Consider the following 14,407-nt stretch of genomic DNA (forward strand, 5'->3'; position numbering starts at 1 on the left):
AATAGGCGTTTCCTGGCGCAATCCTTAGCGAAACACATTTTACAGGTATTAACAAAAAATAAATAAGCCTGCCAGCGATCCTTGCCGCAGCGGATGTTGTTGTCGAAATCGGAGCCGATCCGTTTTTTTAACCACCAAACATCCAGAAACCTTCACCATGAATACGCAGGACGAAACCACAGCCCTGAAAGCTGCCAGAGAATTATTTGTCAGAATGGTAGTCTCTAACTGGGAGCTGCAAAACCAGCGCCTGAACGGCTGGCTGGCCAAATTGCCCGAAGAACGTTTAGCCGAGCCCGTCGCCGAAGGTAAAAACCGCGCAGTGTATTTGCTGGGACATTTGATTGCAGTAAACGACGGTATGATTTCGCTTCTCGGGCTGGGAGAACGCCTTTACCCGGAACTCGACCATCTTTTCGTGAAAGACCCCGACCGTACATTTGAAGAAATTCCCTCGGTAGCCGACCTGAAAGCCCAATGGGCCAACCTGAATGCAGTATTAACCCGCTACTTCACCGAACTTGATGCCGAGGAATGGTTCACAAAGCATAATGCGATATCCGATGAGGATTTCGCACGAGAGCCGCATCGCAACAAGCTTAATATATTGATTAACAGGACTAATCATGAGGCTTACCACCTCGGTCAGCTTATTTTTCTAAAAGCCTGAGTTAGCTCCACATTTGTTGTAAAAGTCAGGGATTTTGCGATATTTTACAAGATTATTCACCACTCTCATTAAATCTTCATCACCATCACCATGGCTGTATACAACCTATCATTGAATGGCAAAAAGGTGAAAGTCGATGTGGAACCCGATATGCCGCTGCTTTGGGTGATACGCGACTTTGCCGATTTGAAAGGGACTAAATTTGGATGCGGAATGGCGCTTTGCGGCGCTTGCACGATCCATTTGAACGGTCAACCCGCCCGCGCTTGCCAGACGCCCGTTTCGAGTATCGGCAAAAACGACAAGATCACGACGATCGAAGGCATCGGGGAAGGCAAGATGAGCATTATTCAGAAAGCCTGGATCGAAGAGCAGGTGCCGCAATGCGGCTATTGCCAGTCGGGGCAGATCATGTCAGCGACCGCTCTCCTGAAATCCAATCCGAACCCCACCGACGCCGATATCGACGCCGCCATGAGCGGAAACCTCTGCCGGTGCGGTACGTACGACCGGATCAGAAAGGCGATCCACCGCGCGTCGCAGGAAATGAAAGTTGCCGAAAAAGGCATCGGACAACGCTAGGCCCATTCATTAACCTTAGCCTCAAAAAAACATTGGAAAATACACAAACATCGCGGCGCGACTTCCTGAAAGCCGCCGGTTTTACCTCGCTTGGACTGGCCGTCGGCATTTCGGGCTTTACCAGGGACGCCTCCCTGAAAAAGATCGCCCCGGCGGTCCTGAAACTGGAAATCAATCCTTTTATCATTATCGATACCACCGGCAACATTACGCTGGTAAACCCGCGGCCTGATATGGGCCAGGGCTCCACGCAGGCCGTGCCGTCGCTATTGGCCGAGGAATTGGAAGTAAGTCTCGAAAAAGTCCTCATCGTGCAAAGCGACGGCAAGGGGAAATACGGCAGCCAGACTTCCGGCGGCAGCAGCTCCGTCCGCGAGCTGTGGATGCCCATCCGCAAGGCCGGCGCAGCGGCGAGGGAAATGCTGACGACCACCGCGGCCAAAAGATGGAACCTGCCGGTATCCGAATGCGTGGCCCAGGACGGCAAAATATGGCACAAGGCCAGCGGAAAAAGCCTTTCCTACGGCGAGCTCGCCGATGACGCTTCGAAACTGGAAATTCCCAAAGAGCCCAAGCTCAAAGATCCGAAGGATTTCAAAATCATCGGAAAATATAACAAGCGCCTCGACGTGCCGGAGCGCGTGACGGGCAAGGCGGTGTACGGACTGGATGTAGACGTGCCCGGCATGGTGTATGCGGCTATCGTGCATTCACCGATGATCCACGGAAAAGTTTCCTCCATCGATGTTGCTGAAACGAAGAAAGTGAAAGGTGTTTTGCAGGTGATTAAAACCGAACGAACGATGCCGCACCGCAAGTCGGAGGCGGTTGCGGTAGTAGCTACCAACTGGTGGGCGGCGTTGAAAGGCAAAAATGCATTGAAAGTCAATTGGGATAATGGCAATTATGCCAAAACAGTGGACACCGCCGGCTATTTCGCTGCTACTTATGATGCTGCGAAGAAGGAAGGGGTGAATTTTGAGGAAAAAGGCGATTTCAATGCCAAATACGCCACGGCCATGGAAAAACTGGAATCGCATTACGAAACGCCGTTCCTCGCCCACGCGCCGATCGAGCCCGAGAATGCGGTGGTGCATGTGAAGGACGACGGTTCGGTGGAAATATGGGCACCCGTACAAGGGCCTGATTGGGCGATGCGCGATGTTTGCGGGTATCTGAATGTGAAACCCGAGCAGGTGAAAATCAATGTGACCTTGCTGGGTGGCGCATTCGGCCGCAAGGCTTATCACGACTTCCTGCTGGAAGCCTGCCATATTTCGAGGGAACTGAAAAAGCCTGTAAAAGTAATCTGGACGCGGGAGGACGACATTACCCAGGGACCTTACCGTCCCGGAATGCTCAGCCACATGCAGGGTTTCGTGGAAAGCGGAAAGATCACCGGTTTTCATCACCATGCCATCGGCGAGTCCATTGTAGGGCAGGTTTTCAAAGGCCTGAAAGACGACGAGGCGGATCCATGGCTGAGCGAAGAAATCAGTACAGGAAATAACAAATACCAGTTTGGGACCGCTTCCAAAATCAGCTGGACGAATGTCAAAACCGACATTCCCGTAGTGTGGTGGCGATCGGTGTACGCGTCCAACTTCGGATGGGGCCAGGAATGCTTTATCGATGAACTCGCGCATCTGGCGAAGAAGGACCCGCTCAAAGCGAGACTGGAAATCCTGCCCGACGACCGTTTCAAAAAAGTGCTCGATACATTGGCCGAGAAGGCAAACTGGGACGAAAAACTGCCGGCAGGCACCGGCAAGGGCCTTGCGGTGTTCAAATCGTTCGGCAGTATTTCGGCATGCTGCATTACCGTTTCCAAAAAGGATAATGGTGTGAAAATCGATAAAGTGGTGTCGGTCATCGACTGCGGCTATTATGTGAACCCCGACAACGTGAAGGCGCAAACGGAAGGCAACATCGTGATGGGCCTTACCGCGGCGATCAAGGACGGCATTACATTCACGAACGGCATTTGCGACCAAACGAACTACCATCAGTTCAATGTCATGCGCATGAATGAGACGCCACCGATGGAGATCCACATCGTCGACAGCGGCGCTGTCCCCGGCGGAGTGGGAGAGCCCGGCCTGCCGCCGATCGCACCGGCATTAGGCAATGCGATTTTCGCGGCGACCGGCAAGCGGCTTCGGAAATTACCTTTCGACATTAACAACATCTCATAATTATGGCCTACGACGAACGGGTAGCAAACCGGATTCGCGAATCGCTGGCCGGTCACCTGGCCGGTCGGTCCCTGGAAGAGAAGATCCTCTTCCAGGGACTTGCTTTTATGGTCGACGACAAATTATGCGTTTGCGTCCGCAACGACGTGCTGCTATGCCGGATTGGTCCGGACGAGTTTGAAGCCGCCCTCGAAAAGAATGGCGTGGAGCCAATGGTCATGAACGGCCGGACAGCGATCGGGTATGTGTATGTAAGCCCGGAGGCCTATTCTTCGCAGGATGCTTTCAATTGGTGGATCGAAAAGTGCATTGGGTTCAACCAATTTGCCAAATCTTCGAAAAAGAAGAAATAATGGAAGAATTGTTGGTCAGCAAGAAGTACCAATTGCAACGGATGGCCGGCAAAGGCGGCTGGACGTTCATTGTCATCTCTGAAATCCGGAAAGACATTCCCAAAAAGGCTGGATTAGTCAAGGTAAAAGGGCGAATCGACGACTATGAGCTGATGGGCTGCAACCTGATGTCGATGGCAACAGGCCAGCTTTTCCTTCCCGTAAAAGCGGAAATTCGAAAAAAGATCAAAAAGGAGGCCGGCGATTGGGTGACGGTCGTCCTCTATGCCGACGAATCGGCATTGACCATCCCGGAAGAACTTATCGAATGCCTCCAAGACGAGCCGAAAGCCTGGGCCAATTTCCAAAAACTCGCCGAAGGCGCCCAAAAAGAATACCGCGACTGGGTCTACGCCGCCAAAAAAGACGAAACCAAAGTATCCCGCATCGCCAAAATGATCGAAATGCTCCTGCAAGGCAAGCGGCTGACGGGGGATAGGCCGATTTGAAAACGCTTAAAACTGAAAAATCCCTGTCGATTGACAAGGATTTTTCAGTTTTAAGTCCAAACGCACTACTCCGCACCATCCGTCTTCGCGCGCGCTACTGCGTATCCGCCGATTTTATGGCCTGATGCGAGTCCAACTTCGCAGTCGAAGCGGTAGTGGATCAGGCCGTAGATCCGGGAGATGGAAGCTTCGGAGGCCATGTCGTCGACTTCTTTTTTGTTAGCGGGGAAAATGTGCGCGAGTACCTCGGCGGCGGCACCTGAGAAGGTCGAGTGACCGGACGTGTACGACGGGAAATTAGGCAGCCCGACGGACGTTTTGATTTTGCTGCTCATTTGGTTCGGGCGTGGGTAGTAATAGTAATACTTCACGTCCCAGCAGCAAATGCCGGCGTCTTGCATGGTGGTACCGAGCAATGCCAGCGTACGTGCGGTGCGTACTTCGCTGTATTTGTTTTCGTGGCACAATTCGGCGCCTTTGCGGTGCCAGTGGCCGGGCGGTGTGTAGCTGCCCACGCCGTCGGACCAGAAGCTGGCAATGCGTGCCTGCTCACGGGTTTGCTTTTTAGCAATGTCGAGCAGTTCGTTCATGTCTTTCTGAAATGCCGGGCTGCCGATCACCGGCGGCGCCTCGGGGCGGAGCGCAACGACGGTCGCAGAGTCGAAGTTCCAGGGTTTTACGAAGCCGTAAGTGGGAAGCATTGGCGGACGAGGCGGAAACTCCTGGCTTACCCAAGGCTCTGTAACGCCGATTTTCCTCGCATTGGCGATCATTGCCGCGGTTTGCGCCTGGTTGTTGGCACTGCCCATTTTGTCGGTCCGGGCGCGTCCCATGATTTTCGCTCCCACAGCCTTACCCAGTTCCGCGCCTGCGAGCATGTCGCTTTCGACATTCATACCTGCTGCAATTCTGCTTTGCTTATGCTCTGCAAGTTTTGCTTCCAGAAACGGCACTTCGCCCGGAAACATCGCTTTCAGGATTACTACCGAAGCTTCCGCTACCACCGCGTCCTCCGAAGGGTAGGACGGAAGGTCGCTCACGGGCAGGAGCGCTTTAATGGACGTGTCGTTTTTGGAAGGCGCTTTGCGGTTGTATTTGAATTTATAATTCCATGCAGCCACGAGCGCGTCATATTGCGCTACGCTCAGGTATGCCAATGCACGGGCGGCGTAGGGCGGGTTAGCGAACGGGAACTTGGGGTCTTGCAGCGGCTTGGTGGCATCGGGAATGGGGTATTTGCCATCCGCATTGGAAGCCGGCGGGCTATTGTAGCGGGCGCAAAGTTCGCGCGCGATTTCGTTCCAACGGTACACGGCGCCTGCGCCCCAATAGTTGATTTGCTCACGCTGCTGAGGCGTGACCGATTCGGTCAGGTCTTTCACCTTTTTGAGCTCAGCCTTATAGTCGTCGGATGTAGCTTCTTTGGGCTGGGCTACGGCAATTTCGTCGGATGATGCGAGCACGTAGGGTTTCCATTTACCCGCATTTTCGTCCAGGCTGGATGGCGTGTTGATTCCCGCGGTGGGTTCGTCGACGGTTTTGGAGCATGACCAAAGCAATGTCACTGCCAGGGCCGGAAGTACCAGTCGCGTGATCGATTGCCGAAAGGAGATATAGTTGATTTTCATTGTTTCTGATGGAATATTAGTTTTTAGCTTCTTTCGCATAGCGGAACTGGTACAGCACGCCTACCGAAAATGCGGTGCTCTGGCCTACATTCTGTCCGGAAAGCACATGCGATGCACGGGCATTGACGCCTATGTTTTTAGGCTGAAACTTGGCATACACGCCTGCCACGGTCGACTTCATATTGTTGGTCGGGAACGGCATATCGTTGCGGCGGATATTGTCGCCGCCGTCACAGGCGCCGTATTCCACAAACGCCTCTGCCTGGATGGCTTTTTTCAGGTAGCCAAGCCGCGCCGAAGCGTCATATGCATTGGGCACGGACACTTTACTGGTGTTGTACAACTTGTCGTCGGCCTGGTAGGAGTCGCGGTCGATGTTGATTTTACTTCTGAAAATATACGACCCGGAAGCGGTGAGGTAAATGCCGCTGGTGTGGCGGTAGCTGGCCAGTAACCGCGCGGTGGCCGTCCGGCATTGGATACCGATGGACATGGGCAGGAAGTCGGGAATGTAGTCGGATGCCGGAAGCGATGCGCCGCCGATGGCGTGCAGTGAGAAACCCGATTTATTCAAAAAACGGTATTTGAGCCACAATGAAGCATCCTGGACACCTTTTTGCCACATCAGGTTACCGGTGCTGGCGCGTGTCCACACGTATGGCAGGGCCACAATCGCGTTCAGGTTTTTGGTGATACCTACGGCGAGCATGGGCATGACGCTCTGCGTTGTATGCGTGCCGATATTGAGGTTTTCACGTTTCAGCGAGTTTTCCCAGTATTGGTCCCACGAGCTATGCGTGTAGGAAACCGCGAGGCAGGCCGTTTTTTTGCCCATATAAATGGCGTCGTTCGGCATTTGGGCATAAGCGGAGGGAAGCGAGCCGGCGAACGCGAGCAATATGCCCAGCAAACGCAGCCCTTTATGAAGTAAAGAATGCATCATAGGATTGAATTTAAGAAGTTGGAACGTCGTGAAAGGGACGTAATAGGGCAGCGCATGCCGGCCACGGCGAGAGAGTCGTCGGTAAAGCGCTGAAAGTCAGGCTAGGCCTGGCGAGGCTCGGGTGGCGGGGAGGCCAGGGCAATCTGGAACGGCAGGTAGCACGCTTCCTTGTAGGAATTGCAGCCCTTGGTCACGGTTTTTCCGCTGTTGTCCTGGAAAAAGAAAGCGAATTTACCGGTATTGGGAATGTAGATTTTCAGTAGACTGCCCAGCAGTTCCATGGCTTTTCCGTAAGGACTTTTGGGAACATCCGCATGCGGTTCGTTCAGGACCTGGGCCGCATTAGCCAGTTCAAAAAAATGGTCCCTAGCGGCCTCGTTGGTTTGCAGTGTCACGTAAAGTGTGTCGTTTTCATGCAAAATGCGGGTCGCATTATAAAACTGCCCGTCCTGACGGATCAGGCCTTCCAGTTTTTCATCAAATTCGAGATTCTCGGCATAAGGCAGGGACGGCAGGTGCATCTTCATGACCTTCTCTTCAAAGGGCCCGTCGGATGCGGCGATCTGGTAGTCTTTTTCAAAGTAAAGAACAGCAAGGCTCAGCCCAAACATGTTGTAGAGCAGGAGTGCCAGTAACCCTATCGACGCCGTTCTTCTCAATTTTTAAAGAGGATTTATAACCAAATGTAAGCATTTAAGATACATATATACAAGCCCTTCGCGCAGCATTAACGTCCTCATTTTCTGTAAAATATAGTAACCAGTGGTTATTTGTTATAGGATGATTAGGTTATTCATTTGTATTTCAACAATGTGCAGTCGGCGTGAAGCGCTACCAGCGGCAAAATTTATTATCTTGACACAGCCATTACGAAACCCGAAAAGTTATGAAAGCATCCTGTTCCTGCTGGATTCCTGTGAGTGGAAGGCAACTCTGCGCCCTTTTTCTTCTGTTGTGCGGGTTTTCAGGGGACAGCATATTCAGCCAGAAGGACTTTGAGAAATTGAAGCCTATTGTCGGAACCTGGCACACTAAACGTACCAAAGGTGACATATATGAAACCTGGCAGCGAAGGAGTGCGAAGGAGTTCGCCGGTCTGAGTTACACGGTGTCGAACGGCGATACGATGCCGCTTGAAAAAGTGCGGCTTTATCTGCAAGGGACCGAAATCATATACGCGCCGGTGGCCATCCAGCAGAATGATGATAAGGAAGTGTTGTTCAAACTTAAATCGATCGAGGGCAACCGGTTTGTCTTCGAGAACCTGCAACACGATTTTCCAAAGCGGATCGTGTATGATTTTAAATCAAAAGATTCGCTTTATGCCTATATAGAAGGTGAAATCGAGTCACGCATGCGCCGCGTCGATTATCCTTACCGCCGAATCCATTAATCATTCATAAACACCATGAAAAGATCTGAAATAGTGCCGATGCCCGCTTTTTTCGACCGTTACATCAATCTCGTCGACGATATCGGCCTCGCGGAAGGATTCGAGAAATACACGCCCGACCAAATTTACAGCGACACCTCCCGCCTGGCCGCCCTCGGCGACAGCATTTATGAAGCGGGTAAATGGACCATCAGGGATATTTTGCAGCACGTAATTGACAATGAACGTATTATGGCCTACCGCGCCCTGCGTTTTTCCAGGAATGACGCAACACCGCTCGCGGGTTATGATGAGGCCATCCTCGCTGCGCACACGCTGGCCGCGCACCGGACGATCGACGATCTGATGGAGGAATTCCGGGAAGTGCGCCGCAGCACGATCACGTTGTTCCGCAATATGGACGACGTAATGCTGACACGCCTGGGCACTGCCAATCAAGCGGAAATATCACCGCTCGCATTGGGATTTGTGATTCTCGGCCACCCGCTTCACCACATGCAGGTAATCCGCGACCGCTATTTTCCGCTGCTTTAAACGCCGGCCAACTGATCGAGCGCTTCTTCCACTTTGGTGACTGGCAACTGACAGGTTTTGTCGTAGCAGACGTAAATCGCCGTTTTGGCATTGATATCCGTCCGGTTCAGCAGCAGCGGCAGGGTGGAGGAAGTACTTGTGCCCATCACAATTTTGTTGGGGATAAAAAAACGGTCCAGGTCCTTCCGCATGGCATCGGCATCGCCGCCTACGATCGCTATTTCGGCAGTGGGGACGGCCCGCTGGCAGTATAATGCAGCCCAGTTGGTGACCCACTGCACGTCCGCGAGGAGTAGTTTGGTCATTTTGGAAAGCATTTTGTCCGATATTTCGATGTAATCGTCGCGGTCGAGCATTTTACCCAGCGTGTAAAGGTTCTGGGCCATGATGGAGTTTGAAGCGGGGATGACATTGTCGAACAGCTCCTTTTTGCGGGCGATCAGCGCTTCGCCGTAGGCATCGGTGAAATGGAAGAAACCTTCCGACTGATCGTAAAAGTTGCTCAGTGCGTATTCCGTCAGCTGCTGTGCTTTTTGCAGCCAATCCTCTTCGAATGTGATCTGATAAAGTCCGAGATAACCTTCGATGACCGCCGCATAGTCTTCCAGGAAGCCGGTGACGGTAGCCACGCCGTTTTTGAAACTGTGATTCAATTTGCTGCCGGTAGTCATTTTTCCGGCAATGAAATGCCCCGTGCCGATCGCCAGCTCGCGTATCTCTTCGTGGCCCAATGCGCGGTAGCAATCCGTTAGTCCCTTGATCAGCAAGCCGTTCCATGAAGCGAGTATCTTGTCGTCCAGGCCGGGCCGCACGCGTTCACGGCGCTTTTCGGCCAGTTTGGTCACTGCATTTTCATACCGGCCCGCGAAATCGTCGGTTAGAATGCCCGCTGTTTTGGCAGCATGCTCCACAGGTTCGGTGAGGTGCAGGTGATTATAGCCGTGCTCCCAGTTTCCCTGTGCGGAAATGTTATAAAGTTTGGAAAACCAATCGAAATCTTCGCCGAGTACTGATTGGAGTTCCTGTTGCGTCCAGATGTAAAACTTTCCCTCAATACCTTCACTATCAGCGTCCAGCGCGGAAAAGAAGCCGCCATCGGCGCTGCGCATTTCTGCGGAAAGCCATTGAATGGTTTGCTCGATGCGACTGGCGTACAATGGATTTTGGGTGAGTGAATAGGCCTCGGCGTACACGCTCAGCAACTGCGCATTGTCATAAAGCATCTTTTCGAAATGCGGAATAAACCAGTCCTCATCCACCGAGTACCGCGCCCAGCCTCCGCCGACATGGTCGTAAATGCCGCCGAGAGCAATGCGGTTGAGCGAAAGTTCCACCTGTGCCAGCGCCTCGGGGTTTTGGCTGACATCAAAATAACGCAGCAGGAATTTGTAGATCGACGGCATCATAAACTTCGGCGCACGGTCCATACCGCCTTTTTGCGTATCGAAATGCCGCTGGATTTGCTCGAACATCACATCCAGATCGTCGGCATTGAAATGCACGGTGCCCTCCACCAGCCCGTATTTCTGGCTTTCGGAAGCGATCATATTCTGAACGAAGCCTTCCGCCGAATCGGCCAGCTCGTCGAAATGGTTGGTAAATGCCTGATTAATGCTTTTCAGGAGCTGCACCCAGTTTTGGGGCGGGAGGTAAGTGACGCCGTAAAAAGGTTTGGAGTCAGGCAATAGGAATACGTTCAGCGGCCATCCGCCACGCACGCCCATTGCCTGCACGGCGTCCATGTACACGGCGTCCACGTCGGGCCGCTCCTCGCGGTCCACTTTAATGCATACGAAATACGCATTCATGACTTCTGCAATCGGCTCTTTTTCAAAACATTCCCGTTCCATCACGTGGCACCAATGGCAGGCCGAGTAGCCGATGCTCACCAGGATCGGCTTGTTTTCGTTTTTGGCTTTGGACAATGCTTCTTCGCCCCAGGGATACCAATCCACCGGATTGTGCGCATGTTGGAGCAAATATGGGCTGGTTTGTTCACTAAGTCGGTTCATGATATCGGCCGCAGCGACTATTGGAGGATCGCCACTTTTTTAATGACTGTTCGGTTATTGGTCGTAAACCGGGCAAAATACATGCCAGCAGCGAGCCGGGGAAGCGGGATGGTTGTGCGCGATTGGCCGGCGAATGCTTTGAGTGGTTGTTGAAGGAAAATTTGTCCCTTGCTGTTAGTCAATGCAAAGTCGACGTCAGTTACCCCATTTATGCCTTCCAGCGAAACGTTCAGCTCCCGCGCAGCGGGGTTGGGAAACACATTCACCAGGTCCAGCGTCGGCTCTACGCCGTTCACGGTGTCGTTCAGGTCGAATTTGCAGAGGAATACCTCCTTCCCTTTCAAAGTAATGTTTCGGGCCCAGTTCTGGTAAGAAACGGTGATCGACGTGGTGGCGTTGTCGGCGGCGTAGGGGTTCTGTGCGGCGATCAGGATATGGTTGTTTTTTACAATTCCACGCCAAACGGGGTTTTGCTGTTCCATATGATCCCGCGCCGACATCGGGATTACCAGGTCGTAATCGCCTTCGAGCATGTCCTTGAACTCCGATAAGCGATAAAGTCCGTAAATGAAATGCTCATAGGGAGCATAATTCTCCTGTCTTTCATCCGATAAAAACGGGTTTTCCCAAATCCACAACCCTTTTGCGCCGGAGAAAAAGGGAAATATCGCTGTGGCCTCGGCCATGAAATCGGTGATCAGGGGGATATTCTTGTCGTAACTGTCGTGTACGCGCAGCCATACAAACGGAATGATCGGCTTGTCGCTCCACGCCGCATTCGCCTCGATCGAGAATAGCAGGTAGGAGAGGTAATCCTTGCCTATGGGGTGGTCATAGCCGTAATAATAGTAGGGTGATGGCGAAAGAAAGTCCATTGCGTCGTACACGCTACCGCCTACTTTTCCGGAATTGTCCTGCGTGAGGTAATGCGTCCGGGCGGGGTTGGTGGTCCAGTCCTGCCAGCTGTTGGCCGTGATGTTGAGCCAGGTGTTGCGGATGGGCACATCGCTGTAACTCGTGAGGGCGGCTTTTACGCCCTTGGCGCGGAGGCGGTTGGCGGCTTCGGTGTACCACCAGCGCATGTCTCTTTTGTAAGTCGCCAGGAAATCGGCGTCCGAAAGGTTGCGGTAATTCTGAGGAATCCGTGTATTGGATTTCAATGCGAGGATGTCGCGGTCTTCGCGCTGCATGCGTTCGATATCGAGGCACACCACATCTACTTGCGTGATGGTGCTGGCGTAAGCGTCCCAGAAACTGCGGTAGGCGGCCGTATCATTGCCCCACGGGCTGCGGAGGGTATTGTCGCCCCAGGGCTGGTCGCCGCTCGAAGTCGCTACGCCGTACCAAAGCATTGCCCGTTGGCGCTCGGTGAGTGATGCGGGCTCCGGGCCGCTGAATGCCGCAATATGGCTGAAACCGTGTTTCAACGGTTGCGACTGGGTGTCGCCGAAGCGCGGACCGCTGTACAGGATTTTGAAGGGAAGTGAGAATTCAGGGAATTTATTCCATTCGATACGGTTGTTGGTCGTGACGGGGTTTAGCACATAACCGGGCTGGCAGTTTTGGGCGGTTGCCGCGGAGATACCCAGCGCGATGCTGAATAATATGCTTAAAAATGCCTTTGCGTAGATGTTTGTATAGTGAGTCATAAGATTTGACCAGACAAATTCGTTACTTTTGCATTGTCGCCAATTTCACTTTTTCGTGAAGCCTTGAAACGTAAAATACAATAAACATGAAACGACTACTTCTTTTTGTTCCAGTCCTGATTTTATCGCTTTTAGTGCTTAGCTGCAAGGACAAAGATAAGGAGGAAACGCCTGGACCGACAGAAAAGAGTAAAATACTGGTTAATTATCCCTGGCGGATGTCTACCGTGACGGACCTGTCGGGAAAGGACATTTCTGAAAACCAGCTGAGTGTGGATACCCGTTACATCAAGCAAATGGACATTCAGTTCCAGCAAAATGCGCGGGTGAATGCATTGGATCAGAAATCGAGCCAGGTGATCAATGGCGGGACCTGGTATTTAATCAACGAAGACAAAACGTTGGATATCAAGATCATCGGTTTTGCGGGCGAATTCGGCCTGGAAGAACTTACCAACAGTAAAATGAGACTGAAAAGCAAAATGCCGGTCAATGGCGTGGAGCAGGAAGCCATTATGGTCTTCCAGCCGGTGATCAAGTAACCGGTGGTGCGATATACAATTTACAGGAACAAGCGGCGGATAAAATCTGCCGCTTTTCTTATTTTGTGGAAATTTTTTTGAATGAAAAAGAATATACCCTCCGTAATCAATGCGTGGTGCATGTATGACTGGGCCAATTCGGTGCATGCATTGGTGATCGTTTCCAGCATTTTCCCGGTTTATTTCAGCGCCACCGCACTCAGCGCATCCGGCACGCCCGATGTCAATTTTTTCGGGACACAAATCAAAGCCTCGGTGCTTTTTTCCTACACCGTTTCGATCTCCTTTCTCATCACGGCCTTGCTGGTCCCCGTTTGCACGGCTATCGCCGACTTTACGGGCAAAAAGAAGCGGTTTATGCAGTTTTTCTGCTATACCGGCGCGGTGAGTTGTATGCTCCTCTACTTTTTTACCAAGGAAACCCTCATTTCCGGCGTGTTTCTTTTCGGCCTCAGCCTGATCGGTTGGAGCGGCAGCATTGTTTTTTACGACTCCTATTTACCCGAGATCGCGACCGAAGACCGGTTCGATCAATACAGTGCGCGCGGCTTTTCGCTGGGCTACCTGGGAAGTGTGCTGTTGCTGCTTTTCAACCTGAGCATGATCCTCGCGCCGCAATTCTACGGGATCACGCAGAAGTCGCTGCCGGCGCGGATTTCATTTTTCACAGTAGGCCTTTGGTGGATATTGTTTGCACAAATTCCGTTTTACTACCTGCCATCGGGGAAAGCGGACAAGGAAAAGAGCGGTAACTGGATTTTCCAGGGATTTAAGGAGCTGAGAAAAGTGTACGGGCGCCTGCGCGAGCAGCCTTACCTCGCCAAGTTCCTGAGTGCATTCTTCATTTATACCATGGGCCTGCGCACGGTGATGTACGTGGCTACCATCTTCGGGGCGACGGAACTGAAACTTCCCTCGCAAAGTCTCATCATTACGGTATTGCTCATTCAGCTGGTCGGCATTGCGGGTTCCTATACATTCGCCTGGTTATCGGGCAGGATCGGGAATATTTATGCGCTCATGATCGGCGTGGCGATCTGGATCGGCATTTGCACGGGTGCGTACTACACCACCGAGGCTATGGAATTTTATATGATTGCTTGCACGGTGGGCATGGTAATGGGCGGCATTCAGTCGCTGTCGAGATCGACCTACTCGAAGCTAATTCCGGAAAACGTGACCGATACCGCTTCCTATTTCAGCTTTTATGATGTGACCGAGAAGCTGGCGATCGTAATCGGGACGTTCATTTACGGCACGGTCGAATACCTCACAGGGAGCATGCGCAACAGCATCCTGGCGCTGCTTGTCATTTTCGTGATCGGGCTGCTGCTGCTCTACCGCATTCCGTCCCGGAAAGTTTACCATTTCGAATTGGATCGTAATGAAAATTGATTTAATATCGCGCCACGATTGAC

The 14,407-nt window shown here is 52.3% G+C and carries 14 protein-coding genes; 9 read left to right on the forward strand and 5 right to left on the reverse strand.

Features of this window, described 5'->3' with window-relative positions:
• Positions 1-157: 157 nt before the first annotated feature.
• The 5 genes from DFER_RS00080 (at position 158) to DFER_RS00100 (ending at position 4,288) form a co-directional block, all read left to right on the forward strand.
• Entirely contained in the window at positions 158-670 is a 513-nt protein-coding gene (locus DFER_RS00080) for a DinB family protein (RefSeq protein ID WP_012779637.1), read from the forward strand.
• 90 nt (positions 671-760) lie between these two features.
• Positions 761-1,252, forward strand: coding sequence for a (2Fe-2S)-binding protein (locus tag DFER_RS00085; protein ID WP_012779638.1), 492 nt, complete (start codon positions 761-763; stop codon positions 1,250-1,252).
• Positions 1,253-1,284: 32 nt separating this feature from the next.
• Positions 1,285-3,447 carry a xanthine dehydrogenase family protein molybdopterin-binding subunit gene (locus tag DFER_RS00090; protein ID WP_012779639.1) on the forward strand — a complete coding sequence of 721 codons (2,163 nt, stop codon included), beginning with the start codon at positions 1,285-1,287 and terminating at the stop codon, positions 3,445-3,447.
• Positions 3,448-3,449: 2 nt separating this feature from the next.
• Positions 3,450-3,800: a TfoX/Sxy family protein gene (locus DFER_RS00095; RefSeq protein WP_012779640.1), complete on the forward strand. Its 351-nt coding sequence runs from the start codon at positions 3,450-3,452 to the stop codon at positions 3,798-3,800.
• The gene (locus tag DFER_RS00100; protein WP_012779641.1) at positions 3,800-4,288 is read left to right on the forward strand and encodes a YdeI/OmpD-associated family protein; all 489 of its coding nucleotides are present in this window, start codon (positions 3,800-3,802) and stop codon (positions 4,286-4,288) included. Before DFER_RS00095 ends, DFER_RS00100 begins: the two co-directional genes overlap by 1 nt.
• Positions 4,289-4,353: 65 nt before the next feature.
• Here the strand turns inward: DFER_RS00100 and DFER_RS00105 are convergent, their stop codons facing one another.
• The 3 genes from DFER_RS00105 to DFER_RS00115 form a co-directional block, all read right to left on the reverse strand.
• Positions 4,354-5,916: a vanadium-dependent haloperoxidase gene (locus DFER_RS00105; RefSeq protein WP_012779642.1), complete on the reverse strand. Its 1,563-nt coding sequence runs from the start codon at positions 5,914-5,916 to the stop codon at positions 4,354-4,356.
• A 16-nt stretch (positions 5,917-5,932) separates the two neighbouring features.
• Complete coding sequence (locus DFER_RS00110; RefSeq protein WP_012779643.1) at positions 5,933-6,859, reverse strand: hypothetical protein; 927 nt, start codon at positions 6,857-6,859, stop codon at positions 5,933-5,935.
• A gap of 101 nt (positions 6,860-6,960) precedes the next feature.
• Positions 6,961-7,518: a hypothetical protein gene (locus DFER_RS00115; protein WP_229206135.1), complete on the reverse strand. Its 558-nt coding sequence runs from the start codon at positions 7,516-7,518 to the stop codon at positions 6,961-6,963.
• Between the two features lie 227 nt (positions 7,519-7,745).
• Here DFER_RS00115 and DFER_RS00120 point away from each other — a divergent pair, with 227 nt between their 5' ends.
• Both DFER_RS00120 and DFER_RS00125 read left to right on the forward strand, forming a co-directional pair.
• Complete coding sequence (locus DFER_RS00120) at positions 7,746-8,252, forward strand: DUF6265 family protein (RefSeq protein ID WP_012779645.1); 507 nt, start codon at positions 7,746-7,748, stop codon at positions 8,250-8,252.
• Positions 8,253-8,267: 15 nt separating this feature from the next.
• Positions 8,268-8,786, forward strand: a complete 519-nt coding sequence (locus DFER_RS00125) for a DinB family protein (RefSeq protein ID WP_012779646.1) — start codon at positions 8,268-8,270, stop codon at positions 8,784-8,786.
• On the opposite strand, the gene DFER_RS00130 is transcribed toward DFER_RS00125, so the two are convergent.
• Together DFER_RS00130 and DFER_RS00135 are read right to left on the reverse strand one after the other, a co-directional pair.
• Complete coding sequence (locus tag DFER_RS00130; protein WP_012779647.1) at positions 8,783-10,798, reverse strand: thioredoxin domain-containing protein; 2,016 nt, start codon at positions 10,796-10,798, stop codon at positions 8,783-8,785. The genes DFER_RS00125 and DFER_RS00130 overlap by 4 nt on opposite strands.
• A gap of 17 nt (positions 10,799-10,815) precedes the next feature.
• The gene (locus DFER_RS00135; RefSeq protein WP_012779648.1) at positions 10,816-12,447 is read right to left on the reverse strand and encodes a T9SS type A sorting domain-containing protein; all 1,632 of its coding nucleotides are present in this window, start codon (positions 12,445-12,447) and stop codon (positions 10,816-10,818) included.
• 86 nt (positions 12,448-12,533) lie between these two features.
• Here DFER_RS00135 and DFER_RS00140 point away from each other — a divergent pair, with 86 nt between their 5' ends.
• Positions 12,534-12,989 carry a hypothetical protein gene (locus DFER_RS00140; RefSeq protein ID WP_012779649.1) on the forward strand — a complete coding sequence of 152 codons (456 nt, stop codon included), beginning with the start codon at positions 12,534-12,536 and terminating at the stop codon, positions 12,987-12,989.
• 81 nt (positions 12,990-13,070) lie between these two features.
• Positions 13,071-14,384 (forward strand): MFS transporter, encoded by a 1,314-nt coding sequence (locus DFER_RS00145; RefSeq protein WP_012779650.1) that lies wholly within the window; start codon positions 13,071-13,073, stop codon positions 14,382-14,384.
• Positions 14,385-14,407 lie beyond the last annotated feature (23 nt).

The organism is Dyadobacter fermentans DSM 18053 (assembly GCF_000023125.1).
Classification (GTDB): domain Bacteria; phylum Bacteroidota; class Bacteroidia; order Cytophagales; family Spirosomataceae; genus Dyadobacter; species Dyadobacter fermentans.